General features: G+C 63.9%; 24 protein-coding genes. 16 read left to right on the top strand and 8 right to left on the bottom strand.

The window, feature by feature from the left end; translation table 11 throughout:
* The first annotated feature begins 27 nt into the window (after positions 1 to 27).
* The 7 genes from B0E48_RS04960 to B0E48_RS04930 all read left to right on the top strand — a co-directional run bounded on the left by B0E48_RS04960 (position 28) and on the right by B0E48_RS04930 (position 6,541).
* The gene (locus B0E48_RS04960) at positions 28 to 603 is read left to right on the top strand and encodes a glycine cleavage system protein R (protein ID WP_254423844.1); all 576 of its coding nucleotides are present in this window, start codon (positions 28 to 30) and stop codon (positions 601 to 603) included.
* 218 nt (positions 604 to 821) lie between these two features.
* Entirely contained in the window at positions 822 to 1,283 is a 462-nt protein-coding gene (locus B0E48_RS04955) for a peroxiredoxin (protein ID WP_077516438.1), read from the top strand.
* Between the two features lie 133 nt (positions 1,284 to 1,416).
* Entirely contained in the window at positions 1,417 to 2,799 is a 1,383-nt protein-coding gene (locus B0E48_RS04950; protein WP_077516437.1) for a PhoH family protein, read from the top strand.
* 170 nt (positions 2,800 to 2,969) lie between these two features.
* Positions 2,970 to 4,070, top strand: a complete 1,101-nt coding sequence (locus B0E48_RS04945) for a class I SAM-dependent methyltransferase (RefSeq protein WP_077516435.1) — start codon at positions 2,970 to 2,972, stop codon at positions 4,068 to 4,070.
* 60 nt (positions 4,071 to 4,130) lie between these two features.
* The gene (locus B0E48_RS04940) at positions 4,131 to 5,087 is read left to right on the top strand and encodes an aspartyl/asparaginyl beta-hydroxylase domain-containing protein (RefSeq protein ID WP_077516433.1); all 957 of its coding nucleotides are present in this window, start codon (positions 4,131 to 4,133) and stop codon (positions 5,085 to 5,087) included.
* A gap of 58 nt (positions 5,088 to 5,145) precedes the next feature.
* Positions 5,146 to 6,048, top strand: a complete 903-nt coding sequence (locus B0E48_RS04935) for a sigma-70 family RNA polymerase sigma factor (RefSeq protein WP_077516431.1) — start codon at positions 5,146 to 5,148, stop codon at positions 6,046 to 6,048.
* A 37-nt stretch (positions 6,049 to 6,085) separates the two neighbouring features.
* Positions 6,086 to 6,541, top strand: coding sequence for a carboxymuconolactone decarboxylase family protein (locus B0E48_RS04930; protein ID WP_077516430.1), 456 nt, complete (start codon positions 6,086 to 6,088; stop codon positions 6,539 to 6,541).
* Positions 6,542 to 6,606: 65 nt separating this feature from the next.
* Here the strand turns inward: B0E48_RS04930 and B0E48_RS04925 are convergent, their stop codons facing one another.
* The 3 genes from B0E48_RS04925 to grxC all read right to left on the bottom strand — a co-directional run bounded on the left by B0E48_RS04925 (position 6,607) and on the right by grxC (position 8,471).
* On the bottom strand, positions 6,607 to 7,620 hold the full coding sequence (locus B0E48_RS04925) for an isocitrate dehydrogenase (protein ID WP_077516428.1): 1,014 nt from the start codon (positions 7,618 to 7,620) through the stop codon (positions 6,607 to 6,609).
* Between the two features lie 210 nt (positions 7,621 to 7,830).
* Entirely contained in the window at positions 7,831 to 8,229 is a 399-nt protein-coding gene (locus B0E48_RS04920) for a carboxymuconolactone decarboxylase family protein (RefSeq protein ID WP_174566719.1), read from the bottom strand.
* On the bottom strand, positions 8,208 to 8,471 hold the full coding sequence (grxC, locus tag B0E48_RS04915) for a glutaredoxin 3 (RefSeq protein WP_077516424.1): 264 nt from the start codon (positions 8,469 to 8,471) through the stop codon (positions 8,208 to 8,210). Before grxC ends, B0E48_RS04920 begins: the two co-directional genes overlap by 22 nt.
* A 115-nt stretch (positions 8,472 to 8,586) precedes the next feature.
* On the opposite strand from grxC, the gene B0E48_RS04910 reads away from it, so the two are divergent.
* The 7 genes from B0E48_RS04910 (at position 8,587) to B0E48_RS04880 (ending at position 17,625) form a co-directional block, all read left to right on the top strand.
* The gene (locus B0E48_RS04910) at positions 8,587 to 10,269 is read left to right on the top strand and encodes a M48 family metalloprotease (RefSeq protein ID WP_077516422.1); all 1,683 of its coding nucleotides are present in this window, start codon (positions 8,587 to 8,589) and stop codon (positions 10,267 to 10,269) included.
* Positions 10,270 to 10,351: 82 nt separating this feature from the next.
* Positions 10,352 to 11,041 carry a phosphate regulon transcriptional regulator PhoB gene (gene phoB, locus B0E48_RS04905; RefSeq protein WP_077516994.1) on the top strand — a complete coding sequence of 230 codons (690 nt, stop codon included), beginning with the start codon at positions 10,352 to 10,354 and terminating at the stop codon, positions 11,039 to 11,041.
* Positions 11,042 to 11,297: 256 nt separating this feature from the next.
* A complete protein-coding gene (gene phoR / locus B0E48_RS04900) occupies positions 11,298 to 12,392 on the top strand; it encodes a phosphate regulon sensor histidine kinase PhoR (RefSeq protein ID WP_254423878.1) in 1,095 nt (364 codons plus the stop codon).
* A gap of 35 nt (positions 12,393 to 12,427) precedes the next feature.
* Positions 12,428 to 14,521: a polyphosphate kinase 1 gene (gene ppk1, locus B0E48_RS04895; RefSeq protein ID WP_077516418.1), complete on the top strand. Its 2,094-nt coding sequence runs from the start codon at positions 12,428 to 12,430 to the stop codon at positions 14,519 to 14,521.
* A gap of 67 nt (positions 14,522 to 14,588) precedes the next feature.
* Positions 14,589 to 16,106 (top strand): Ppx/GppA phosphatase family protein, encoded by a 1,518-nt coding sequence (locus B0E48_RS04890; protein ID WP_077516416.1) that lies wholly within the window; start codon positions 14,589 to 14,591, stop codon positions 16,104 to 16,106.
* 71 nt (positions 16,107 to 16,177) lie between these two features.
* The gene (locus tag B0E48_RS04885; RefSeq protein ID WP_077516414.1) at positions 16,178 to 16,888 is read left to right on the top strand and encodes a peptidylprolyl isomerase; all 711 of its coding nucleotides are present in this window, start codon (positions 16,178 to 16,180) and stop codon (positions 16,886 to 16,888) included.
* Positions 16,889 to 16,896: 8 nt separating this feature from the next.
* Positions 16,897 to 17,625: a UDP-2,3-diacylglucosamine diphosphatase gene (locus tag B0E48_RS04880; protein WP_077516992.1), complete on the top strand. Its 729-nt coding sequence runs from the start codon at positions 16,897 to 16,899 to the stop codon at positions 17,623 to 17,625.
* A gap of 36 nt (positions 17,626 to 17,661) precedes the next feature.
* Here B0E48_RS04880 and B0E48_RS04875 read toward each other — a convergent pair whose 3' ends face one another.
* From B0E48_RS04875 to B0E48_RS04855, 5 genes are all read right to left on the bottom strand, one after another.
* Entirely contained in the window at positions 17,662 to 18,909 is a 1,248-nt protein-coding gene (locus tag B0E48_RS04875) for a cysteine desulfurase (protein ID WP_077516412.1), read from the bottom strand.
* A 54-nt stretch (positions 18,910 to 18,963) separates the two neighbouring features.
* Complete coding sequence (gene sufD, locus B0E48_RS04870) at positions 18,964 to 20,268, bottom strand: Fe-S cluster assembly protein SufD (protein WP_077516410.1); 1,305 nt, start codon at positions 20,266 to 20,268, stop codon at positions 18,964 to 18,966.
* The gene (gene sufC / locus B0E48_RS04865) at positions 20,265 to 21,017 is read right to left on the bottom strand and encodes a Fe-S cluster assembly ATPase SufC (RefSeq protein WP_077516990.1); all 753 of its coding nucleotides are present in this window, start codon (positions 21,015 to 21,017) and stop codon (positions 20,265 to 20,267) included. The genes sufD and sufC overlap by 4 nt, the downstream gene beginning before the upstream one ends.
* Before the next feature lie 505 nt (positions 21,018 to 21,522).
* The gene (gene sufB, locus B0E48_RS04860) at positions 21,523 to 22,989 is read right to left on the bottom strand and encodes a Fe-S cluster assembly protein SufB (protein WP_174566718.1); all 1,467 of its coding nucleotides are present in this window, start codon (positions 22,987 to 22,989) and stop codon (positions 21,523 to 21,525) included.
* An 8-nt stretch (positions 22,990 to 22,997) separates the two neighbouring features.
* Positions 22,998 to 23,471, bottom strand: coding sequence for an SUF system Fe-S cluster assembly regulator (locus B0E48_RS04855; RefSeq protein ID WP_077516406.1), 474 nt, complete (start codon positions 23,469 to 23,471; stop codon positions 22,998 to 23,000).
* 241 nt (positions 23,472 to 23,712) lie between these two features.
* Between B0E48_RS04855 and B0E48_RS04850 the strand changes: the two genes are divergently transcribed.
* On the top strand, positions 23,713 to 24,051 hold the full coding sequence (locus tag B0E48_RS04850; protein ID WP_077445118.1) for a P-II family nitrogen regulator: 339 nt from the start codon (positions 23,713 to 23,715) through the stop codon (positions 24,049 to 24,051).
* On the top strand, positions 24,041 to 25,363 hold the full coding sequence (locus tag B0E48_RS04845) for an ammonium transporter (protein WP_077516404.1): 1,323 nt from the start codon (positions 24,041 to 24,043) through the stop codon (positions 25,361 to 25,363). The genes B0E48_RS04850 and B0E48_RS04845 overlap by 11 nt, the downstream gene beginning before the upstream one ends.
* Positions 25,364 to 25,419: the final 56 nt, after the last annotated feature.

The raw sequence follows: 25,419 nt of genomic DNA, 5'->3' as shown, positions 1-25,419 counted from the left end.
CGCGGCATGACGCCACAGGTAGAACCCTTGAAACCTACTTCCGTCCCTTCTGCCCCGGTTGCGCGTGCTGGCAACGATAATCAGCTGCTGATCCAGGCACTCACGCCGGCGAACAAATCGCCGTTGCTGGCACTGGCCAAGCGCATCGCCGACGCCGGCTGCAACCTGTCCGAGTCACGCGTGTCGACGATCGGCACGGAGATCTCGCTGATGCTGCTGGCCAGTGGCGCATGGGATGCACTGGCCAAGCTGGAAACCGCCGTGACCAAGCTGGCCCGCGACGAGAGCCTGCGACTGGTGCACTACCGTACCGGCCCGCGCGAGAACAGCTCGCACCTGTTGCCTTATCTGGTCGAGGTGGTCGCGGCTGACCGGCCCGGCATCGTGGCGCGGATCGTGGAGTTCTTCACCCAGCACGAGATCAGTGTGGAGCAGCTTAATTCCACCCGTTACCAGGCGATGCAGACCGGCGCGGAGATGTTCCAGGCCCAGTTCACCATCGGCATCCCGGCGGAGATCCATATTGCCGCGCTGCGCGACGATTTCCTCGAGCTGTGCGACGGCCTGAATCTGGATGCGATCATGGATCCGGTGAAGTTCTGAGCATCGCGCGATCCGGGGCGTCTGACAAGGACTGTTATCGGCGGGCACGCACGCGCTAGTCTTGCTCCCGGACTACCGAGGAACCCTGCATTGCCGTCAGTGTGCCGATCCAACCCGATCGCCTTCTGCGCACCGCCCGCAGTGTTCACCGTCAGCCAGTTCCCGAATCTTCCTTTTCATCTGTGTGCGCAGCGGCTTTCCGCTGCGCAGGAATAGCCATGCCCGAAATTGGCAAGAAAATCCCTTCCCTCAGTGGTGTCACCAACGACGGTCATGCATTGAAACTGACCAGCCTGAAGGGTCAATGGGTGGTGGTGTATTTCTATCCCAAGGACAGCACACCCGGCTGCACCAACGAAGCAAAGGATTTTCGCGACCTGTACCCGGCATTTCGCCAGCGCCATGCGGAGGTCATCGGAGTGTCACGTGATTCCGTAAAATCGCACGCTAATTTTGTCGCGAAGCAGGAATTGCCGTTCCCGCTGGTTTCCGACCCCGATGAAACCTGGTGCCAGGCATTCGATGTGATCCAAGAGAAGGTGCTGTACGGGAAACGTTATCTGGGCATCGTACGCAGCACCTTCCTGATCGATCCCGACGGAAAACTGGTCCAGGAATGGCGCGGAGTGAAAGTACCTGGCCACGCCCAGGCCGTGCTCGACACCATTCCCACCCAGTGACCGAGCCACTCTTTACGGTATTCACCCGCATGGCTTGCCGGCAACCAGCCGGCGCTCCGTGCCGTCATCACGCTCCCGCGGTGCGCCGTGCATCGCGGCTCTTTCATCTCCCCACCAGCGAGGACACTTCCGCATGACCGGAAGCAAGCGCATCTACGCTCTCGACACCAACGTCCTGCTGCATGACCCGACCTCGCTGTTCCGCTTCGAGGAACACGACGTCTTCATCCCGATGACCGTGCTGGAGGAACTGGACGAAAAAAAGAAAGGCGCCTCGGAAGTCTCGCGCAACGGCCGCCAGGTCAGTCGCTTCCTCAACGAGCTGATCGAGCTGGGCAAGCAGCATGACCTCAGCGAGGGACTGGAACTGAGCAACCCGCAGGGCATCAAGCTCAAGCGTGGCGGCTCCGTCGGTCGGCTGTATTTCCAGCACCGCACCAGCAGCAACGGTCACACCAAGGCCGACAACCAGATCCTGTCGGCGGTGATCGAGCTGCGCGACCAGAATCCCGATCGCGCGGTGATCCTGGTCACCAAGGACATCAACCTGCGGATCAAGGCGAGCATCAACGGCATCGTCGCCGAGGATTACGAGAACGATCGTGCGCTCGATGATTTCTCCCTGCTGTACACCGGCTCGACCGAGCTGCCCGAGGACTTCTGGGACAAGCATCCGGAAGTGCAGTCCTGGACCGAGCGCGGCCGCACGTTCTACAAGGTGGATCGGCGCGAGGAGGATGCCTGGCATCCCAACGAGTGTCTGTTCCTTCCCGGTGAAAACGCGGTCGAACTGCGCGTGCTGCATATCGACGACGCCACCGCCACCCTGGTGCTGCTGGACGACCACTCACATGCCAACCATCATGTGTGGGGCATCGGTGCACGCAACCGCGAGCAGAACTTTGCGCTCAACGTACTGATGGATCCGGACGTCGACTTCGTCACCCTGCTCGGCAACGCCGGCACCGGCAAGACCTTGCTGGCACTCGCTGCCGGCCTGGCGCAAGTGATGGATCAGCAGCGCTACCGCGAGATCATCATGACCCGCGCCACGGTCTCGGTCGGCGAGGACATCGGCTTCCTGCCCGGCACCGAGGAAGAGAAGATGACACCGTGGATGGGTGCATTGACTGACAACCTCGAAGTGCTCGCCAATCCCGAGGACGGGGGCAGCTGGGGACGCCAGGCGACCAACGATCTGCTTGCCTCGCGCATCAAGATCCGCTCGCTCAACTTCATGCGTGGGCGCACCTTCCTGTCGCGTTACCTGATCATCGACGAGGCACAAAACCTCACCCCGAAGCAGATGAAGACGTTGATCACGCGCGCCGGCCCCGGCACCAAGATCGTCTGCCTCGGCAACGTCGAGCAGATCGACACGCCCTACCTCACCGAAACCACCTCCGGCCTCACCTACGCGGTGGATCGCTTCAAGCAGTGGGAGCATTCGGCACACATCACCCTGCGTCGTGGCGAACGCTCGCGGCTGGCGGATTTCGCGGCGGAGTCCCTTTAAGCTCGACTGCATGCAACGCACGTGGCCCCGCTGCCGGCGCTCAACGTCGGCAGTGGGGCGAGCATCCAGCGTGATCCAAAACCGTTACGCGCACGCAATGTGGTACTGGTCGACCCAATCCATCGCATGATTCATCCTGCCGCAGGCCGTGATCAGATAAAGTCCGCGTCATGTCCTTGAGTACCTTTGCCTACCGCCATCGCCTGGTCGCCAAGCGAACCATTGCTGCCCTTGCCAAGGTGCTGCCGGCTACAGCAAGCCGCAGACTGCGCGCCTTCGCGGAACGCGCAGCATTCAACTTGACGCCGCAATACCAGGGCGAGACATTGCCGCCGATCTTTGGCTACTGGTCGAGCCGTTATCTGGCGCCCGACGCACACCGACTTGGCATCGACTCGCCGGAATCGTTCTTCCTCAGCCGCATCCGGCAAAGTGCGTCAGCCGGCAACACACCGGTGCGCGTACTGAGTGTAGGCACAGGCGCCTGCGACATGGAGGTGGGTCTGGCCGAACAACTGAAGGCAGCCGGGGTGCAAGCGCACATCACTTGCATCGATTTCAACCCGGCACTGATGCGCCGAGCTGCCGCCACGGCACAGGCTCGCCAAGTCAGCGCCTTGATGGCATTCGAGGCACGCGACTGCAACCTGGCGTTCAAGCTGCCGCCGCAGGATGTCATCATCGTCAACCAGTTTTTCCATCACGTCACCGAGTTGGAGACATTCTGCCGCTCCCTGCGCGATTCACTGACGCCGGGAGGCACGCTGCTCAGCTCCGACATCATCGGTCGCAACGGCCATTTGCTATGGCCGGATGTGGAAACCGAAGTGCAACGGGTCTGGGCAGAATTGCCGGCCGCCAAGCGGCACGATCGTCACTTCAACGCGATGCAGACGCGCTACCGGCCGATCGACCACGCCGCCTATTCCAACGAGGGCGTGCGAGCGCAGGATATCGTCGGTTGCCTGCTGGCTGAGTTCGACTTCGAACTGTTCTTCAGTTTCGGCGCTGCCATCGTGCCGTTCATCGAGCGGCGGATCGGATTCAATTTCGATCCGCAGCAGGTGGACGATCAGGCACTGATCGATCGTATCCATGCGCTTGACGCAGCAGCGCTGTCGACAGGCCGCTACCCTGCCGCCAACATGATCGCCGCGCTGCGCCACAAGGGCGCCGTCACACAGGCGCCGGTACATGAACCAATCACTGCCGAGCAGCATGTGGCCCTGACCGAGCAGCAGCGTGCGAAGACCATGTCGGTTCGTGGATAGCGCCCATCCGCAAGCGAGTAGAATAAGAGTCGCTGCCATTTCACGGTTGTGCCCACGAACATGATTCTTGCCCCTCGCCTCGTACTGCTGGCCCTGTTTTTGCTGTTTGCGCTATGCGTACTGCTGGTGCACCTGCGCGGGCGGACGCGGCTGCGCTTCGATCGCCAACTGGTCGATCACTCGGCGATCTTCGCACCCTACAACCTGCTGATGTACGCCTTTTCGGCCGTGCCGGCGCGACCCATTCTCGATCGCCGCGGCTTCCCGCAGCTGGATCTGTTGCAGGCGAACTGGAAGGTCATTCGCGACGAGGCTGCGCACCTGTTCGACGAGGGTTATATCCGCGCTGCCGCGAAGAACAACGATGCCAGCTTCAACAGTTTCTTCAAGCAGGGCTGGAAGCGTTTCTATCTGAAATGGTACGGCGAGCCACTGACCTCCGCCGAAGCATTGTGTCCGCAGACGGTGGCCCTGCTTAAGTCGATTCCCAGCGTGAAGGCGGCGATGTTCGCGCTGCTGCCACCCGGCAGCAAGCTCAACCCCCATCGCGATCCGTTTGCCGGTTCGTTGCGTTACCACCTGGGCCTGATCACGCCGAACTCGCGGGACTGTCGCATCTTCGTCGATGGCGAAGAGCATGCCTGGGGCGACGGCAAGGACGTGGTGTTCGACGAAACCTATGTGCACTGGGCCGAGAACAAGACCGGGCAGACCCGGGTGATCCTGTTCGCCGATATCGAGCGGCCATTGCGCACGCGCTGGATGAACGCGATCAATCATCGCGTCGGCGTATTCATGGGCAAGATCACCGCTTCGCCGAACACCGAGGGCGAAACGGAGAAAACCGGTTTCGTGAACCGGCTGTTTGCGCTCAGCCAGCGCAAGCGCGGCGCCGGCCACGCATTCAAGGCGGCCTTCAAGAGCCGCTATAAGAAGCTGTACAAGGCCTGCAAGTACCTCGGCATCCTGCTGCTGATCTGGCTGATCTTTCTCGCGCCGTGGCCCTTGTTCCGCTGAGCGGTCACATCGCGTGATCCTGGTGCGTCCTTGATGCATCAAGCCGACGGAGAACGCCATGGATCTGCACACCACCCTGTTCCAGCAGCACCGTTCGCGCCTGTTCGGGCTGGCCTATCGCATGCTGGGCACGCCCGCCGATACCGAGGATGTGCTGCATGACGCCTGGCTGCGTTGGCACTCACAGGATGCCGACGCACTGGACGATGCCGCGGCGTGGCTGGTCACTGTTACCACCCGGCTGTCGCTGGATCGCCTGCGCCGCGCCAAGACCGAACGCGCACACTACCCCGGCCCCTGGCTGCCAGAGCCACTGATCGCGGAATCCGAACAGCCGGAAGCGCAACTGGAACGCGCCGAGAGCCTGACCCTGAGCTTCCTGCTGTTGCTGGAACGGTTGAGCGCGGAGGAACGCGCCGCCTTCCTTCTGCGCGAAGTGTTAGATTACAGCCATGCCGAGACGGCCGCGATGCTCGGCATTGGCGAGGACGCCTGCCGCCAGCGTGTGCATCGGGCGAAACAGCGGCTACGCGAGGATCGCCCACGCCAGGCGATGCCGAACATCGACACCCAGCGGCGTCTGCTCGAACGCTTCATGCAGGCCCTGCAACAGCCTGACATGTCCACGTTGCGGGCCCTGTTTGCCGAAGATGCCATGAGCGTTGCCGACGGTGGCGGCCTGGCACGGGCCACCCTGCACCCGCTGCACGGAGCCGAGCGACTGGCCCGGTTGTACATGCAGATTGGGCTGCAACAGCAGTGCTACGGCGTGCGCCACGAGATCCGTCAGCTCAATGGCGCACCGGCCCTGTTCGGCTGGCATGGCGACACGCTGATCTCGGCCAGTTGGATCGACGACGACGGCGAGCGCATCACTGCGGTGCACTCCCTGCGCCACCCCGGCAAGCTCGCCCGGCTGGCAGCTGTCACGAAATCGGCATCATCGGCGTCCTTGCATTGAACGGCCACTACCGGCTGCGCACCGCAAGGAGAACCCCATGCCCCGTTTCAATGCCACCAAGCGCCCCGATGCCATGAAGTCACTGTTCGCCCTGGGCGAATACGTCAGGAACTGCGGCCTCGAGCAAAGCCTGATCGAACTGGTGCTGATGCGCGCATCTCAACTCAACGGCTGCGCCTATTGCCTGGACATGCACAGCAAGGATGCCCGCGCCGCTGGCGAGACCGAACAGCGCCTGTACCTGCTGCAGGCTTGGCGCGAGGCACCGTTCTACAGCGCGCGCGAACGCGCTGCGCTGGCCTGGTGTGAGGCGGTGACCCGGCTCGACCCAGTCCACGGCGTACCCGACGAGGTCTACGAGCAGGCCCGCGCCCAGTTCGGCGAAAAGGAACTGATCGACCTCAACATGGCGGTCATCCTGATCAACAGCTGGAACCGTATTGCCGTTCCCTCGCAGGCCGACGTTGGCAGCTACACACCGGCGAAGCACTGAATCCCCCGCCATGAAAAAAGCCGCGGCTGATCGCCGCGGCTTTTCCGTATCGAGGCGGTTGATGCTCAGCCCTTGATGCGCTTGACGATGGCGTCGGCGAAGCTGTCGGTGCTGCCCTTGCCGCCGAGATCCGGCGTGACCTGCGCATGATCCAGTTCCACCGTGGCGCGGATCGCCTGGCGCAACTGATCACCCTTGGCCACCAGATCCAGATAGTCGAGCATGTCGGCGGCGGCCAGCAGCAGCGCGCACGGATTCGCAATGCCCTTGCGGGCGATGTCCGGCGCCGAGCCGTGCACCGCCTCGAAGATCGCCGCGTTGGTGCCGATGTTGTCACCCGGCGCCAAGCCCAGGCCACCGACCAGACCGGCGCACAGGTCGGACAGGATGTCACCGAACAGGTTGGTGGTGACGATCACGTCGAACTGCTCGGGCTTCATCACCAGCTGCATGCAGGTGTTGTCCACGATCATCTCGTTGAACTCGATCTGCGGGTATTCCTTGGCGATCTCGCGTGCCACGTTGAGAAACAGGCCCGAGCTGGTCTTCAGGATGTTCGCCTTGTGCACGGCGGTGATCTTCTTGCGGCCCTTCTTGATCGCCAACTCGAACGCGTAACGCACGATGCGCGCGCTGCCCTTGCGGGTATTGCGGATCATCGAGATGGCGGTCTCGCCATCCTCCGACAGCGTCTGTCCCTCGGACAGATAGGCGCCCTCGGTGTTCTCGCGCACGGTGATGATGTCGATGTTCTCGTAGTGCGACTTGGTGCCCGGAAAGCTCACCGCCGGGCGCACGTTCGCGTACAGGTCGAAGTGCCGGCGCAGGGTCACGTTGATCGAGGTGAAACCACCGCCGATCGGCGTGGTCAGCGGACCTTTCAGCGCCACCTTGCGCTCGGCGATCTTGTCCAGCGTAGCCTGCGGCAGCAAGTCGCCGTGCTTGTCCAGTGCAACCATGCCGGCGTCGACAAATTCGTAGGCGAGACCGCAATCCAGCGCGTCAAGCACACGCAGCGTGGCCGACATGATCTCCGGACCGATGCCGTCGCCGGGGATCACGGCAATTGTCTTGCTCATGGGGGAACTCCTGATAGCGGAAACTGACGAGCAGCACGTGCGGAAGAGAAACGGGCACGTGCTGAAACCGGCCAATTATCCCCGATGCAGCGCGACGCGAACAGGGCGAAGGCCTAGCAAGGCGTTGCAAATACTCGCACGCAGCATTGCGAAAAGCCGCAGACGATCATGCGATGACGCGATCGTCCGGTTATCCGCTGAAGTGTCGGCTCAGGCGTGATCGGCGCAGGCGGTCTTGTCGCTTTCGCTGCCCGACTCAAGCTGGTCGAGCAGATCCACCGCGCGGCGCAGATGCGGTATCACGATCGAGCCACCCACCACCAGACCGACGCTGAATACCTCGAAGAACGCATCGCGCTCGACGCCGGCTTCCTTGCACTGCGCCACGTGGTAACTGATGCAGTCGTCGCAACGCAGTACCAGCGAGGCGACCAGGCCGAGCATCTCCTTGGTCTTCACGTCCAGCGCGCCGGCCTTGTAGGTCTGCGTATCCAGCGCAAAGAAACGCCGCACGACCTGGTTGTCCTCGGCCAGGATGCGCTCGTTCATGCGCTGGCGGAACGCGGTGAATTCGGCGAGTTTGTCGCTCATGCGCCTTGCTCCAGCAATTGCGTCAACTTGCCGCTGCGGTCGGCGGCCACCAGCTCGTCATAGCCGCCCACGAACTGGTCGTTGATGAAGATCTGCGGCACCGTGCGGTGCCCGCCACTGCGCGCCAGCATGGCATCGCGCTGGACCGGATCGGTATCGACGCGGACCTCGCTCCACGCCAGTCCCTTCGACTTGAGCAGGTTCTTGGCGGCCACGCAGTACGGGCATACGGCGGTGGAATAGACCTCGATCTTCGACATCACAACACTCCGGGACAACGGGTAAAGACCGCCATCAAGATGGGGACGCCAGCCAGCCTCTCAAGTACTGAACCGGCGACGCCAGCCGCGGTCACAGTGCTATTGTCGCCTACCCATGACCATGACACCACGACGACCCGCGCCACGCCTGCTGGCGGCTCTGATCACCGCCGGGCTGGCCTGTGCCGCCAGCGCACAGCAGGACGTGCGCCTGCCGGATCTGGGCAGCTCCGCGAATGCGCTGATCTCGCCGCAGGAGGCGCAGGATTACGGCGCCTCCATGCTGCGCCAGATGCGCGCACTGGACATGGTGGTGGACGACCCGTTGCTGGACGACTACATCAACGACCTCGGCTACCGGCTGGTCGCCAACTGCGACAAGCCGAAGGATCACTTCGCGTTCTTCATCGTGAAAGACCCCGAGATCAATGCCTTCGCCGCGCCTGGCGGTTACATCGCGGTGAATTCGGGCCTGATCACGATCACCCAGAACGAGAGTGAGCTGGCCGGCGTGATCGCCCACGAGATCGGCCATATCACGCAGAACCACCTGCAGCGCGCGTTCGAGGATTCCAAGAAGGATGCGCCGCTGATGGCACTCGTGCTGCTTGGCGCAATCGCCGCCGGTGCCGGTGGCCACAGCGGTGACGCATCCATGGCGGTGCTCGCGGGTGGCCAGGGCCTGATTGCGCAGAAATCGATCAATTTCACCCGCCACGACGAGATCGAGGCCGACCGCGTCGGCATCCAGACGCTGGCCAATGCCGATTTCGACCCGAATGCGATGGCCGACTTCTTCCAGCGCATGGAAGACGTCATGAGCACGGGCGCGGGTGGCGAAGACGTGCCCGCCCTGCTGCAGACCCATCCGGTGACGACCGCACGCATCAGCGACGCCAAGGCGCGCGCCGGTGCCCTGATCGCGGCGCAGAAGCTGCGGCCGTCCAGCAGCGGCATGGATCGCACCCAGTGGGAAAAGAGCACCGCACCCATCCCGTTCGTCAAGGATCCCAGCGCACTGACTCAGCCATTGGCATCGGCCGATCGCAAGGACACTTGGGCACTGATGCGCGAGCGCGTGCGCGTACTGGCCGGCGACGCCCCCAAGCTGGCGCTCTTCTACGCATCCAGCCTGCAGAATCAGCACGGCTTCGACACCACCGCGAATCGTTACGGCTACGCGCTGGCGCTCACCCGCAGCGGTCGCGGTGCGCTGGCGATCGATCAGCTGCAGCCGTTGCTGAAGTCGTACCCGGACAACCTGATCCTGCGCCTGGCACTGGCCGATGCCCGGCTGCAGGCCGGCCAGCGCGCCGCCGCACTGGTCAGCTACAGCGATCTCAATGCGCAGTCGCCGCGCAACCGCGCGGTGGCGCTGGCCTACGCCGAAGCACTCACAAATGGCGGCGACACCAGCCAGGCGCGCCAGGCAGCAAGCCTGCTGCGACCGCTGCTGGACAACGCCAGCGAGCCGGAAATCTACAGCGCCTACGCCCGCGCCAGCGACAAGGCCGGCGACAACATCCGTGCCGGCGAGGCCTTTGCCGATGCCAGCTATTACTCCGGTCGCCCGTTCGACGCGATGGAACAACTCAAGCGACTGCTCAAGCGCGACGATCTGGACTACTACGCACGCGTGCGTATCCAGGCGCGCATCGCCGAGCTGACCCCGCTGGTGCTGGAGCTGCACAAACGCAGGATCAAGACCGACGACAGCCCGGACGGTCAACAGCAGTGGCAATCACTGAACCCGTGCGATGGCCGGCTCTGCTTCGGCGCCGGCGGCCCGCCTGCATGACACCCTGCTAGCATGGATGTCATCGACGCGTAACATTCATGCGCTGCAATATCTTCGTCATAAGCCACCGGCAGACCACGGCGTGCACAAACGCATCCTGATCGTAGAAGACGAAGTATCAATCCGCGAAATGATCGCGTTTGCCCTGCGCAAGGCCGGCATGGACGCGATGCAGGCAGCCGATGCCCGTGCCGCCCAGCTGGCGATCTCCGAACAAGTACCCGACCTGATCCTGCTCGACTGGATGCTGCCGGGCACCAGCGGGCTGGAGCTGGCCCGGCGCCTGCGCAAGGAAGAGCTCAGCCGCGAGATTCCGATCATCATGCTTACCGCGCGCGGTGAGGAGATGGACCGCGTCAACGGCCTGGAGGCTGGTGTCGACGACTACGTGGTGAAGCCCTTCTCCACCCGCGAGCTCGTCGCGCGGATCAAGGCGGTGCTGCGGCGCAGCCAGGGCGACGACGGTTCCGGCATGGTCGAACTGGGCAACCTGCGCATCGACGGCCCCGCGCACCGCGTGTTCGCCGGCGACGAACCGGTACCGATCGGCCCGACCGAATACCGCCTGCTGTATTTCTTCATGACTCATCCCGAACGCGTCTATTCGCGCACGCAGCTGCTCGACCATGTGTGGGGTGGCAGCGTGTATGTGGAAGAACGCACGGTCGACGTGCATATCCGCCGCCTGCGCAAGACGCTGGAGCCATGGAAGCTCGACGACATGGTGCAGACCGTGCGCGGTACCGGCTACCGCTTCTCGCTGAGCGCCTGACCCGCACAACGGGCTTGCGGTGGGAGGCGCTTTTGCCGATGCTGGCTTCCCGCCACCTTGAGCCCACCGGCACTCCGTCCGCATGGCCCAATCTGCAACATCCACATGGAAATTGCCGGCAGCCCTCGCGACTGCCTTGCTTGCGGGTGGCCTGCTGGGTTGGCTCGTGCATGGCCATGTCGCCAGCGGAGTCGCCCTGGTCGCGCTGGCGGAAGTCGTCTTGCTGCTGACCCGAATCCGTCATCAAGCGCAGCCCATGATGGCGGCACCGGCTTCCGCCAGCCCTCTTCAGCATGACCGTTTCATGACGCGTTCCCGCCGCATTGCCTCCAGTCTGCGCGACTTGCGCAACGCCGCCAGCCAGTTGCCTGACGCCGTGGTACTGCTCGATCAGGATCAGCAGGTGCGCTGGTTCAATCATGCCGCCGAGAACCTGCTCGGGCTGCGCCGACCGATGGATCGCGGCGTTCTGCTGCAACAACGGCTGGCCACGTCGGATCTGTCCGACTGGTTGCGTGATGGCACCGAGGAACCACTCAACGACGTGGCCGCGCCGGGCCATCCCAACTGCCAGCTCAATGTCAGCATGCTGCCGTTCGGACGCCGCCAGCAGTTGTTGCTGGCGCGCGACATCAGCCATCTGAACCGGCTCGAACAGGTCCGGCGCGACTTCGTCGCCAATGTCTCGCATGAGTTGCGCACGCCGTTGACGGTGATCCACGGCTACCTCGAACTGATCGATCCGGAAGATGTGCCCGAGCTGGCGCCGGTGCTGAGCGAGATGCGCGCACAGTCGAAGCGGATGGGCCAGATCGTCGAAGATCTGCTCGCCCTGTCGCGACTGGAAACACAGCACCAGATCGTCGACGAACGGGTGCTGATGGCACCGCTGCTGGCCACCGTGCGCAAGGAAGCCGAGGCGCTGAGTCAGGGGCGTCACGAGATCACGCTCGAATCGACTGCCGAAGCCGATCTGCTCGGTTCGCCGAAGGATCTGCACAGCGCGCTGTCAAACCTGGTCAGCAATGCGGTGCGCTACACGCCCACCGGCGGCAGCATCGCGATCCGCTGGCAGCGCACACCGGATGGTGCGGTGTACTCGGTCAGCGATACCGGTTTCGGCATTCCGGCCTCGCACCTGGCCCGACTCACCGAGCGCTTCTACCGGATCTCCTCCAGCCGCTCGCGCGACAGCGGTGGTACCGGGCTGGGGCTGTCGATCGTCAAGCACGTGCTGAACCTGCATCAGGCGCAATTGCGGATCGAGAGCGCGCCGGGCGTGGGTTCAACCTTCGCCTGCCATTTCGGCCACGCGCGTTTGCTGCTGCCAGGTGGCAGCGACGAGGGCTAAGTTTCCTTGGCCTGCGCCTTGGGCCAGAATGACCCATGCATCAACCATCCCCCGCGTCGCCCAACCCACCCGACCTGAGCGCCCCCGGCCTGTACTTCAGCCGCGAGCTGGCCGCGCTGGAATTCAATTTCCGCGTGCTGGCGATGGCGCGCGATCCCGGCGTGCCATTGCTGGAACGGGTCCGCTACCTGAGCATCGTGGCGAACAATCTCGACGAATTCTTCGAAGTGCGGGTGGCGATGCTCAAGCATCACCACGCCTTCGGCTCGGCCGCGCCCGGGCCGGATGGGCTGCCTTCCGGCGAATTGCTGGCGCGGATCCGCACTCGTGCACTGGATCTGGTCACCGAGCAATACGCAACGTGGCAGGAGCAGCTGCGCCCGCAGATGGATGCCGCGCAGATCCACATCCTCACCCGCAAGCAATGGACCCCACGTCAGCGTCGCTGGCTGCAGGGTTATTTCGAGCATGAGGTGCTCCCAGTGCTGTCGCCGCTGGGGCTGGATCCGGCGCATCCGTTTCCGCGCATCCTCAACAAGACGCTGAACATCGCGGTGGTGCTGAAGGGCCGCGATGCGTTCGGCCACGAGGGCCACATGGCGCTGGTGCGCGCACCACGCTCGTTGCCGCGGATCATCAAGGTGCCGGCCGAGGTCAGCGGACCGGGCGAACACTTCGTGTTCCTCGCCGAGCTGCTGCAAGCCTTCGTCGACCTGATGTTTCCGGGCTTCAAGGTGGTCGGCTCGTATCAGTTCCGGGTCACCCGCAACAGCGAGCTGATCGTCGAGGAGGCCGAGGTGCAGAACCTGGCCCTCGCACTCAGCGAGGAACTGGTCGGCCGCGGCTATGCGCGGCCGGTGCGGCTGGAGATCGCCAACGATTGCCCGCAGGCGATCACCGCGATGCTGATCCAGAACTTCCAGCTCGAGGAAACCGATGTGTATCGCTGCGATGGCCCGGTCAACATCATCCGCGCCGGGCTGCTCTACGACTGGCTGGATCGCCCGGAACTGAAGTTCCCGCGTTTCAACTCGCAGCTGCCCGCAGCACTCGAAAGCGGCCGCAACAAATTCGAGCTGATCGGCCAACGCGACGTGCTGCTGCACCATCCGTACCAGAGCTTTGCCGCGGTGATCGACCTGCTGCGCCAGGCCACCGCCGATCCGCAGGTGCTGGCGATCAAGCAGACGCTGTACCGCGCCGGCGAGGACACCCCGCTGGTCGATCTGCTGGTGGAGGCTGCACGCAACGGCAAAGACGTCACCGTGGTGATCGAGCTGCGCGCACGTTTCGACGAGGAGGCCAACATCCGCCTGGCGACACGGCTGCAGGAGGCCGGCGTGCAGGTGGTCTACGGCGTGGTCGGTTTCAAGACCCACGCCAAGATGATGCTGATCGTGCGCCGCGAAGGCGAGCTGCTGCGCCGCTACGTGCATCTGTCCACCGGCAACTACCACCAGCTCAACAGCCGTACCTATACCGATATCGGCCTGATGACTGCGAATGCCGAGATCGGCGAGGATCTGCACAAGGTGTTCCAGCAGCTGTCGGGGCTGGGACCGATGATCAAGCTGAAACGTCTGCTGCATTCGCCGTTCACGCTGTACACCAGCGTGATGGCGAAGATCGAGCGTGAGACCGCGCATGCGCAGGCCGGACGTCCGGCACGCATCGTCGCCAAACTCAACGCGTTGAACGAGGCGCACGTGATCGAGGCGCTGTACCGCGCCTCGCAGGCCGGCGTGGAGGTCGATCTGATCGTGCGCGGTGCCTGCACCCTGCGCCCTGGCCTGCCCGGCATTTCCGAACGCATTCGTGTGCGTTCGATCGTCGGACGCTTCCTCGAACACAGCCGGGTGTACTGGTTTGCCAACGACGGTGATGCGGAAATCTATTGCGCCAGTGCGGACTGGATGGAACGCAACCTGATGCGGCGGATCGAGGTGGCGTTCCCGATCCTCGATCCCGAACTGGCGGCGCGGGTGTTCGAGGAAACCCTCGCCAACGGCCTGGCCGACAATACCCAGGCGTGGCTGCTCGGCAGCGATGGTCGCTATGTACGCTCCGAACCCGGCGAAAATCCGCCCTACAGTGCGCAGCAAGGCTTGCTCGAGCGGTTCTGCCCATGAACAGGTTCCATATCCAGCCTGTACTCCCATGCGAGAATCCACACTTCACCGTCGTGGGAGTCTTGGCGTGAGTGCAGCCGAACAGACACCGATCCGCGATGGCGAACTGATCGCCGCGGTGGACATGGGCTCGAACAGCTTCCATATGGTGGTGGCACGCATGGAACACGGCGAGCCACGGGTGATCGACCGTTTGCGCGACAGTGTGCGTCTGGCTGCCGGCCTGCGCGCCGACGGCACGCTGGATGCCGAACGGCGCGCGCGCGCGCTGAATTGTCTGGCTCGTTTCGGCCAGCGCATCGCCGGTCTGCCGACGATCCGGGTGCGTGCGGTGGCAACCAATACGGTGCGCCGGCTGGCCTCGCCGCAAACGTTCCTGACCGCCGCCGAGGCAGCGCTCGGCCATCCAATCGAAATCGTCTCCGGCCGTGAGGAGGGGCGCTTGATCTTTCTCGGTGCCGCCCACGATCTGCCCGCCTCGCGCGAACCGCGCCTGGTGATCGACGTCGGCGGCGGCAGCACCGAATTCATCATTGGCCGCGGACTGTCCCCGCTGCATACCGAGAGCGTGCAGGCCGGCTGCATCGCCTCGACCCTGCGCTTCTTCCCCGGCGGCAAGCTCAACCGCAAGCGCTGGCAGCGCGCGCGCAGCGAGATCGGCGTGCTGCTGCAGCAGTTTGCCGAGGACTATCGCGAATCGGGCTGGCAGGATGCCTTTGGTTCGTCCGGCACCGCCAAGTCGATCGGTGCGGTGGTGCAGGCGATGAAATTCTCCGACGACGGCATCACCCCGACCTCGCTCGCTGCGCTGCGCGACGTGCTGATCGAACACGGCCAGATCGACACGCTCAAACTGCCTGGCCTGGTCGAGGAGCGTGCACCGGTGATCGCCGGCGGCGTGGTGATCTTCGAGGCGGCGTTCGCTGCGCTCGGCATCGAGCGCATGCGCGTGTGCGAAAGTTCGATGCGCGAAGGGCTGCTATGGGATCTGCTCGGCCGCGCCGGCGGCAGCGATCCGCGTACGGCCAGCATCGATGCACTGGCCACCCGCTACGGCGTCGACCGCGCCCAGGCGCGACGGGTGGAGTCGACCGCGCTGATGCTGTTCGACCAGATTGCGCGCTCATGGAAGCTCGACGCGGATGCGCGCGAATGGCTTTCATGGGCATCACGCGTGCACGAGATCGGCCTGGCCATCGCACACAGCCAGCACCATCACCACGGCGCCTACATCCTGCGTCATGCCGACCTGGCCGGCTTCTCGCGGCAGGAGCAGCAACTGCTCGCGGCCGTGGTCGAGATGCACCGGCGCAAGCCGGACCGGGCGGTGATCATGGCCTTGCCACAACGCTATCGCCAGTTGGCTCGCTACACCACCGCACTGCTACGCGTAGCGGTGCTGTTCCGTCGTGCCCGTCGTGCCGAGTCGCTGCCGCCGATGCGGCTCGCCGCCAACAGCAAGTCCCTCCGACTGAGCCTGCCGATCGCGTGGCTTGAGCAGCATCCGCTCAGCGAAGCCGACCTGCAACAGGAACAGGCGCCGATGGCGGAACTGGGACTGCGGCTGGAACTCTCTGCCAGCTGATCGCAGCTTCGTCTTCCTGAGCCATGCCGCAGCCGCGTATCATGCACGGACGCCCAGACTGTCTGATGCCCATGCTCAAGTCCCTGCTCGCCGCCCTGCTCCTGCTCCTGCCGTTGACCCTGACGGCACAAACCACCAAGCCGGCGACAACCGCGTCCCCGGCGCCGCAAGTGCTGCTGCGTACCTCGCAGGGCAACATCACGCTGGAACTGTATCCGGACAAGGCGCCGAAAAGCGTGGCCAATTTCCTGCAGTACGTGCGCGACGGTTTCTACGACGGCACCCTGATCCATCGGGCCATCCCCGGTTATCTGGTGCAGGGCGGCCTGTACACGCGCGACCTGCAGCCGAAGCGCACACGTCCGGCGATCGTCAGCGAAGCCGACAACGGCCTGTCGAACCTGCGCGGCACGCTGGCCGTCGCGCGCGGCGCCGATCCGAATTCCGGCACCGCACAGTTCTTCTTCAACCTGGTCGATAACCGCCGGCTGGATTTCGTCGGCAACCAGAGTGGCCTGACCTGGGGCTACACCGTGTTCGGCAAGGTGACCAAGGGCATGGACGTGGTCGACAAGATCGCCGCCATGCCCACCCACGCGCTCGGCCCGTTCGCCGGTGATGTGCCGAACCCGCTGGTACTGATCGAGAGCGCGCATGTCGTCGGCGAGGAGGCACCGGCTCCAGCCGCCAGCGCCAAGGCACCTGCGGCAGTGACACCAGCAGCTGCCAAACCGGCCACCAAGGCCGGCCGAAAGCCCGCCAAGCCCAGCGGCAACGGTTGACCGTCGCGATGGCAACGCTGTTCATCTCCGACCTGCATCTGGATCCGGCCCGGCCACAGATCACCACGCTGTTCGAAAATTATCTGGCCAGCGACGAGGTTCGCCACGCTGATGCGCTGTACATCCTCGGCGACCTGGTCGAAGTGTGGCTCGGCGACGACGACGACGCCGAACTGCCGCGGCGCATCGCCGACGCCACCCGTGCGGTGCACGACGCCGGTGTGCCGGTGTACTTCATGGTCGGCAACCGCGACTTCCTGCTCGGCGAGACGTTCGCCCGGCGTGCCGGCATGACCCTGCTTGACGACGGCACCGTGCACGACATCCAGGGTCATCCCACCCTGCTGATGCATGGCGACGTGCTGTGCACCGACGACGTCGCCTACCAGGCCGTGCGCCGACAGGTACGCACGCCGCAGTGGCAGGCACAGGTCCTGTCGATGCCGCTGGAAGCGCGTCGCGCCTTGGCCACCCAAGCGCGCGAGGACAGCCGCAAACATACCGGCAGCACGATGGAAAGCATCATGGATGTGAATGCCGCAGCCGTGGCCGACACCATGCGAAAGGCCGGCGTGATGCGCTTGATCCACGGGCATACGCATCGCCCGGCCGTGCACGCCTTCGAACTCGACGGCCAACCGGCCGAGCGCATCGTGCTCGGCGACTGGTACGAACATGGCTCGGTGCTGCGGCTGACGGCAGACGACGTGGTGCTACGCGGACTCGCAATCGCCTGAAGGAAAATATCGCCGAATCGACATCCGACGACAGCCTTACATCAGCAGCTTGCGTACCTTGAGCAAGGCGACGATGAACGCGTCGATCTCCTCACGCGTGTTGTAGAACGCCAGCGAGGCGCGCAGCGTGGCGGGCACCCCGTAGAACTGCATCAGCGGATGCGCACAATGGTGACCCGAGCGCACGGCAATGCCCTGCAGGTCGAGCAGAGTCGCCATGTCGGTGGCCTGCGCGCCCTCCAGCAGGAACGAAATCACCGGCTCCTTTTCCTTCGCCTCGCCGAAGATGCGCAGGCCGGGAATCTCGCGCAGGCGTTCGGTGGCATAGGCCAGCAGGTTCTGCTCCCACGCGTGGATCGCTTCGAAACCCATCGACTGGTAGTACTCGATCGCCGCCGCCAAACCGACGAAGCCGGCGATGTTCGGCGTGCCGGCCTCGAACTTGTGCGGTGGGGCGGCGAACGTGGTCCCGCTGAAACGCACCTCGCGGATCATTTCGCCGCCGCCGAAAAACGGCGGCATCGACTCCAGGTGTTCGCGCTTCGCCCACAGCGCGCCGGTACCGGTCGGGCCAAGCATCTTGTGCCCGGTGATCGCGTAGAAGTCGCAGCCCAGCGCCTGCACGTCGACCGGCCGATGCGGCACTGCCTGCGAGCCGTCGACCAGCAATGCGATACCGCGCTTTTTGCATTCACGCGCAATCTCGCGCACCGGGTTGACTGTGCCAAGCACGTTCGAGACATGGGTGACGCAGGCCAGCTTCACTTCCGGCGTCAGCATCTCGATGTACTTCTCGACGATCAATTCGCCGCGCTCGTCGATCGGCGCGGCCTTGACCGTAGCGCCACTGCGTGCGGCGACCAGCTGCCACGGCACGATGTTGGCGTGGTGTTCCATCACCGTGGTGAGGATCGCATCGCCGGGCTTGAGCCGCGGCAGCGCATAACTGTAGGCGACCAGGTTGATCGCCTGGGTGGTGCCGGAAGTGAGGATCACTTCGTTGCGCGACGTCGCGTTGATGAAACGCGCCAGCTTGTCGCGCGAGCCTTCGTAGGCCGCGGTGGCTTCCTCGCCGAGCTGGTGCACCGCACGCGACACGTTCGCGTTGTGCTCGCGGTAGTGTGTGTTCACCGCCTCGATCACCGACACCGGCTTCTGGCTGGTGTTGGCGTTGTCGAGATACACCAGCGGCTTGCCGTGCACGCTGCGTGCAAGCAGCGGGAAATCCGCGCGGATGCGCTGGACGTCGAAGACCGTGGGGGTGCTGGTGTGTGGTGCGGTCATCTTCGACGTTTCCGTAATTGGCTCCTTCCCCTTTTGCAGGGAAAGAAGAAAAGATCACGCGGGTAACTGTGCGACCAGCAACGCCGACAGATGCTCGCGCAATGCCTCGTTCGGCAGATCATCCAGCACCGCTCGACAGAACGCGGCTGTGAGCAGCGCACGCGCTTCCGCCAGCGGAATACCGCGCGAGCGCAGGTAGAACAGCGAGCGTTCGTCGAGCTGACCGACGGTGGCGCCGTGTGCCGCCTTCACCTCATCGGCGTAGATCTCCAGCTCCGGCTTGGTGTCGATCTCGGCGCCCGGTGACAGCAGCAGGTTCTTGTTGCTGAGGCTGGCGTCGCTGCCGTCGGCACCCGGCGCCACCACGATCGCACCGCGGAACACGCCGCGCGCGCGGTCGTTGGCGACACCGCGCCAGGTCGAGGTGGAGGTGGTGTTCAACGCCTGATGACGGATCGCCAGCTGGGTGTCGATATGCTGACGACCGTGCGGCATGAATACGCCGCGGGTATCGAAGCGTGCGCCGTCGCCGATCAGCTCGGCGCGCAGGTCGTGACGCACCAGCGCGCCACCGAGCTCCAGCACATGCAGCACCGCGTGGGCCCGCGCGTGCAGGCGCACGCTGCTGCGACGAATCAGGCTGGTCGCGACCGCGACGTTCTGCAGCACGGTATGGTGCAGTTGAGCCCCTTCGCGCAGTTCGATGTCGCTGACCACGGTGGCCAGCTGCGCCGGCTCGGTATCGGAAACATGTTGCTCGATCAGGCTCAGCTCGGCACCTTCGCCCAGCTCGATCACGTTGCGCAGGTGCCAGGCGAGTTCGACGTCGGTAGCCGCACCGACGAACACCAGCTGCACCGGCGCTGAGATCTTCACGCCGGCAGCAACGCGCAGCACCACACCATCGGTGGCGCTGGCGGCGTTGATCCGGGCAAATGCATCGCCCGCCTCGCGGTAATAACGCGAGAGTACGAAGCGCAATGGCTCTGCATCGCCGAGCAACGCCTGCGACAACGGCTGCAGGATCAGTCCGGCCGGCAGCGCATCGAGTGCCGACAGATCGGCACGGAACACACCGTTGACGAACACCAGTCGCGGCCCATCGGCACTGGGCAGCTTGAGCGTCGACGCATCCACCGCACGCGACGCAGCAGCAGCATCGCCTCGGGCAAAGCGGCGCTGGCCGAGCGCACGCAACGCGGTGTATTTCCACGCTTCCACCCGCGTATCGGGCAGCCCGCTGGCGGCAAACGCCGCGCGATTCTCCTGCCGTGCCGCATCCAGCCACGCGATGCCGCTGATCGGCAACGGTGCATCGAGCAGGGACTCGACCAACGGCAGCGACGCCGGCTGGCTCATGCCGCGGCTCCCTCACCGAGGCCGGCGTAGCCATGTTCTTCCAGCTTCAACGCCAGCGACTTGTCGCCACTTTCGACGATGCGGCCATCGGCCAGCACATGTACAAAATCCGGCACCACGTAATCGAGCAGGCGCTGATAGTGGGTGATCATCAGGAATGCGCGATCAGGCGAACGCAGTGCGTTGACGCCATCGGCGACGTGCTTGAGCGCGTCGATATCCAGCCCTGAATCGGTCTCGTCGAGGATCGCCAGCTGCGGTTCCAGCACCGCCATCTGGAAGATCTCGTTGCGCTTCTTCTCGCCACCGGAGAAGCCTTCATTGACCGCGCGATGCAGCAGCTCGTCGGAAATCTGCATCACCTTCAGCTTCTCGCGCACCAGCTTGAGAAACTGCATCGAATCGAATTCCTTTTCGCCACGCGCCTTGCGCTGCGCATTGAAGGCCGCGCGCAGGAAGTAGGTGTTGTTGACGCCGGGAATCTCCACCGGGTACTGGAACGCCAGGAATACGCCGGCAGCGGCGCGCGCTTCCGGCTCCAGTGCCAGCAGGTCGATGCCGTTATAGGTCACGCTGCCGGCGGTTACTTCATAACCGTCGTGACCGGACAGCACGTTGCCCAGCGTCGACTTGCCCGCGCCGTTCGGCCCCATGATCGCGTGCACCTCGCCCGCATTCACGCTGAGGTTGAGTCCCTTGAGGATTTCCTTGCCCTCGACGCGGGCGTGCAGGTTTTCGATTTTCAGCATGCTCATTTCTTTGATTCCGCGACCGACAGGTCGCAAGGTCCGTTGCCCACCAGAGATTTGTCGCCCGCGATGACACTGGACTTGCTTGCCGCATTCAAATCACACGTGGCGACGATGGGAGCTTTCAGTACGTAACCGAACAGTGAGTGATCCGACAGCCAGCCAGGATGCCAAGGCTGCGCGGAAGTCGATAACCGAAGGCCCCATGGAACAGTTTTTTCCATGGGAAATAGCGGTACGACTGCAGTCCAGGAAAACCGGCGAATCGGCCCCACCGTGAAACGACCCTGTGCGTCTGTGACGACCTCCTGCTTCCTAGCTGCGGGAGTGATCTCACCTGATTCATCCATCACGTCGGCAAGTTGTACATGCGCACCGGCTACCGGCTGCCCTGCCCTCGTGACTGTCCCGCTTATCCGTGGTGCAGTCAGATAGCGATGAGGCCAGGGCACACATCCGGCGAGACTTGCACACACCGTGCACAGCAGAAACTGAAGGAACCATCTCATCCGACAGCACCTTCCAGCGATACCTCAAGCAGCTTCTTCGCCTCCACCGCGAACTCCATCGGCAGTTCGCGGAACACCTGCTTGCAGAAGCCGTCAACGATCATCGACACGGCGTCTTCCTCGCTGATTCCGCGCGAGCGGCAATAGAACATCTGGTCGTCGGAGATCTTCGAGGTGGTCGCCTCGTGCTCAACGATTGCGGTCGGGTTCTTCACTTCCATGTACGGGAAGGTATGCGCGCCGCACTTCTTGCCGATCAGCAGGGAATCGCACTGGGTGTAGTTGCGCGCGCCCTCGGCGCCCTTCTCCATCTTGACCAGACCGCGATAGCTGTTGGAACTGCGTCCGGCGCTGATGCCCTTGGCGACGATCTTCGACTTGGTGTATTTGCCGAGGTGGATCATCTTGGTGCCGGTGTCGGCCTGCTGGTAATGATGGGTCAGTGCGACCGAATAGAACTCACCGACCGAGCGGTCGCCGCGTAACACCACGCTGGGATATTTCCAGGTGATCGCCGAGCCGGTTTCCACCTGGGTCCAGGAAATCTTCGAATCGTCGCCGCGGCAGTCACCGCGCTTGGTGACGAAGTTGTAGATGCCGCCGACACCGTTCTCGTCGCCGGGATACCAGTTCTGCACGGTGGAATACTTGATCTGCGCCTTTTCCAGCGCCACGAGTTCCACCACCGCCGCATGCAGCTGGTTCTCGTCGCGCTTCGGCGCCGTGCAGCCTTCCAGGTAGGAGACGTGGCTGCCTTCCTCGGCCACGATCAGGGTGCGCTCGAACTGACCGGTGTTCTGCGCATTGATGCGGAAATAGGTGGACAGTTCCATCGGGCAACGCACGCCCTTCGGGATGAACACGAAGCTGCCGTCGGAGAACACCGCCGAGTTCAGCGCGGCGAAGAAGTTGTCGCCGGTCGGCACCACGCTGCCCAGATATTTGCGCACGATTTCCGGGTATTCGCGGATCGCCTCGCTCATCGAGCAGAACAGCACGCCGGCTTCAGCCAACTGCTTGCGGAAGGTGGTGCCGACCGAGACCGAGTCGAACACAGCGTCCACCGCCACGCCGGCCAGCGCCGCGCGTTCATGCAACGGGATGCCCAGTTTCTCGTACGCTTCCAGCAACGCCGGATCGACTTCATCCAACGACTTGGGACCTTCCTTGGGCGCGGCGTAGTAGCTGATCGCCTGATAGTCGATCGGCTCGATATTGAGCTTGGCCCAGTCCGGTTTCGGCATGGTCAGCCAATGACGATAGGCATCGAGCCGCCATTCGGTCATCCACTCAGGCTCCTGCTTGATCGCAGAAATCTGGCGAACGGTTTCCTCGTCCAGGCCAGGCGGCAGGCCGGTCATCTCGATCTCGGTGACGAAGCCGGCTGCGTAGCTGCGGCCTAGCGCCTCGGCGACCTCGGCGTTGTCACGCAGCACGGTGCTGGCATTGCTCTCGTTGATCATGCTGCTGTTCATTCGGTGGTGGCCTCGCCGGTTTTCACGGTGACCGCAATCTTTCGGCCCTGACTCGATACAGCGGGTGGCAACGGCTTGAGCATTTCGGCAAGGCTGACCGCACGCAGGGTTTGGTCCAGCACGCTGTTGATCCGCTGCCAGCTGCCGCGCACGCCGCACTGCGATTCGCGATCGCACTGGCCCTCGCCTGCGCTGCACTCGGTCATGCCGATCGGGCCTTCCAATGCCTCGACAATTTCGGCCAGTGAAATTTCGCTGGCCGGCCGGGCCAGCCGGTAACCGCCGTTGACGCCGCGGAACGACTCGACCAGCGCGGCGTGACTTAGCGCCTTCAGCAACTTGCTCACCGTCGGCAATTCCAGATGCGTCTCGTCGGCGATCTGCACCGTGCTGAGCACGTCATCCGGATGCGCGGCGATGCAGGTCATCACCACGGTGGCGTAATCGGTGAGTCGGCTGACGCGGAGCATGGATGCGCTCGGGCTTGGGCGGCTTGAATCGGGACTAAAATGGTACTGATTTGACGCGGCGCGGTCAATTCGACTGAACGCACCAAGATCGGGCAATACTCTTTGAGCATCGCCCGCTTATCGTGCATCACTCCCGATCACCACGATGCAAGCCACTGAAATCATGAGTCATGTCTGTCCCTGATGCGATGGCATGCATCGTGCTGCATCGCAATAAGATACCATCATCAGGGAGCACGTCATGAAGTGGATCACGGCCATCATCAAGCCGTTCACGCTGGACGACGTGCGCGAGGCACTGGCCGAGGCCGGCGTGCAAGGCATGACGGTGACCGAGGTGAAAGGCTTCGGCCGCCAGCACGGCCATACCGAGCTATACCGCGGCGCGGAATACGTGGTCGATTTCCTGCCCAAGCTGAAGATCGAGGTGGCGGTGGCTGACGATCGCCTCGACCACGCGATCGAGGCGATCAGCAACGCCGCACGCACCGGCAAGATCGGCGACGGCAAGATCTTCGTCGGCGAACTCGACCAGGTGATCCGCATCCGCACGCAGGAGGTCGACGCCGATGCGCTCTAGATCCTTGCTCATCGCCGGCGCCGGCGTGGCCATCCTGCCGTTGTCCGCTACCGCGCAAACCACAGCTGCCGTACTCGACCACGGCGATACTGCCTGGATGATCGTCGCCAGCATGCTGGTGCTGATGATGACGATCCCCGGCGCAGCGCTTTTCTACGGCGGCATGGTGCGCGCGAAAAACCTGCTGTCGGTGATGATGCAGTGCTTTGCGATCACCGCCCTGGTCACCGTGCTGTGGATGCTCTACGGCTACTCGCTGGCCTTCAGCACCGAGGGCATGCATGCCGGCGTGACGAACTGGCATTCGTTCATCGGTGGCCTGGATCGCGTCCTGCTCGCCGGACTGAAACCCGACACGCTGTACCAGACGGTGCCGGAAAGCGTGTTCGTGATGTTCCAGCTGACCTTCGCGATCATCACCCCGGTGCTGATCATCGGCGCCTATGCCGAGCGCATGAAATTCAGCGCGATGCTGTGGTTCAGCGGCTTGTGGCTGACCTTCGTCTACCTGCCAGTGGCGCATATGGTGTGGAGCGGCCCTGGCTCGCTGCTCGGTGATCTCGGCGTGCTCGATTTCGCCGGCGGCACCGTGGTGCACATCAACGCCGGTATCGCCGGTCTGGTCGCCTGCCTGGTGATCGGCAAACGCCGTGGCTGGCCGCAGACACACATGCCACCGCACAACCTCGGCTACACGGTGATCGGCGCCAGCTTGCTGTGGCTGGGCTGGTTCGGCTTCAACGCGGGTTCGGCAGTAGCGGCGAACGGCAGCGCCGGCATGGCGATGCTGGTGACCCAGATCGCCACCGCCGCCGCCGCAATCGGCTGGGTCGCGGTGGAGTGGGCGATCCACAAGCGCGCCAGCGTGCTTGGCATCGCCTCGGGCGCGGTGGCCGGCCTCGTGGCGATCACGCCCGCAGCCGGCACGGCAGGTCCCGCCGGCGCCCTGCTGATCGGCTTCGTTGCCGGCACGGTGTGCTTCTTCACCGCCACGCGACTCAAGCACAAGCTGGGCTATGACGACACGCTGGACGTGTTCGGCGTGCACGCCATCGCCGGCATCATCGGCGCCCTGCTCACCGGCCCGTTCGCCGCGCCGAAGCTGGGCGGCTTCGGCACGGTGACGTCACCGCTGCTGCAACTGTGGATCCAGGCCAAGGGCGTGGGCTTCACCATCATCTGGAGCGCGGTGCTCAGCTGGGGCATCCTGAAACTGCTCGACCGCACCATCGGGCTGCGCGTCGATGCCGAACAGGAACAGATGGGCCTGGACATCGCCGAGCATGAGGAGCGCGCCTACAACCTGACGTGAGCAAGGCAGTCAACGGTGCGTTCGGCGCGCGCAGGCTCTAAGCTGCTCGCGTTTAT

The organism is Rhodanobacter sp. C03 (assembly GCF_002001175.1).
Taxonomy (GTDB): domain Bacteria; phylum Pseudomonadota; class Gammaproteobacteria; order Xanthomonadales; family Rhodanobacteraceae; genus Rhodanobacter.
The sequence above is the reverse complement of the archived record's forward strand: the minus strand, read 5'-3'. Positions and strand labels throughout refer to the sequence as shown.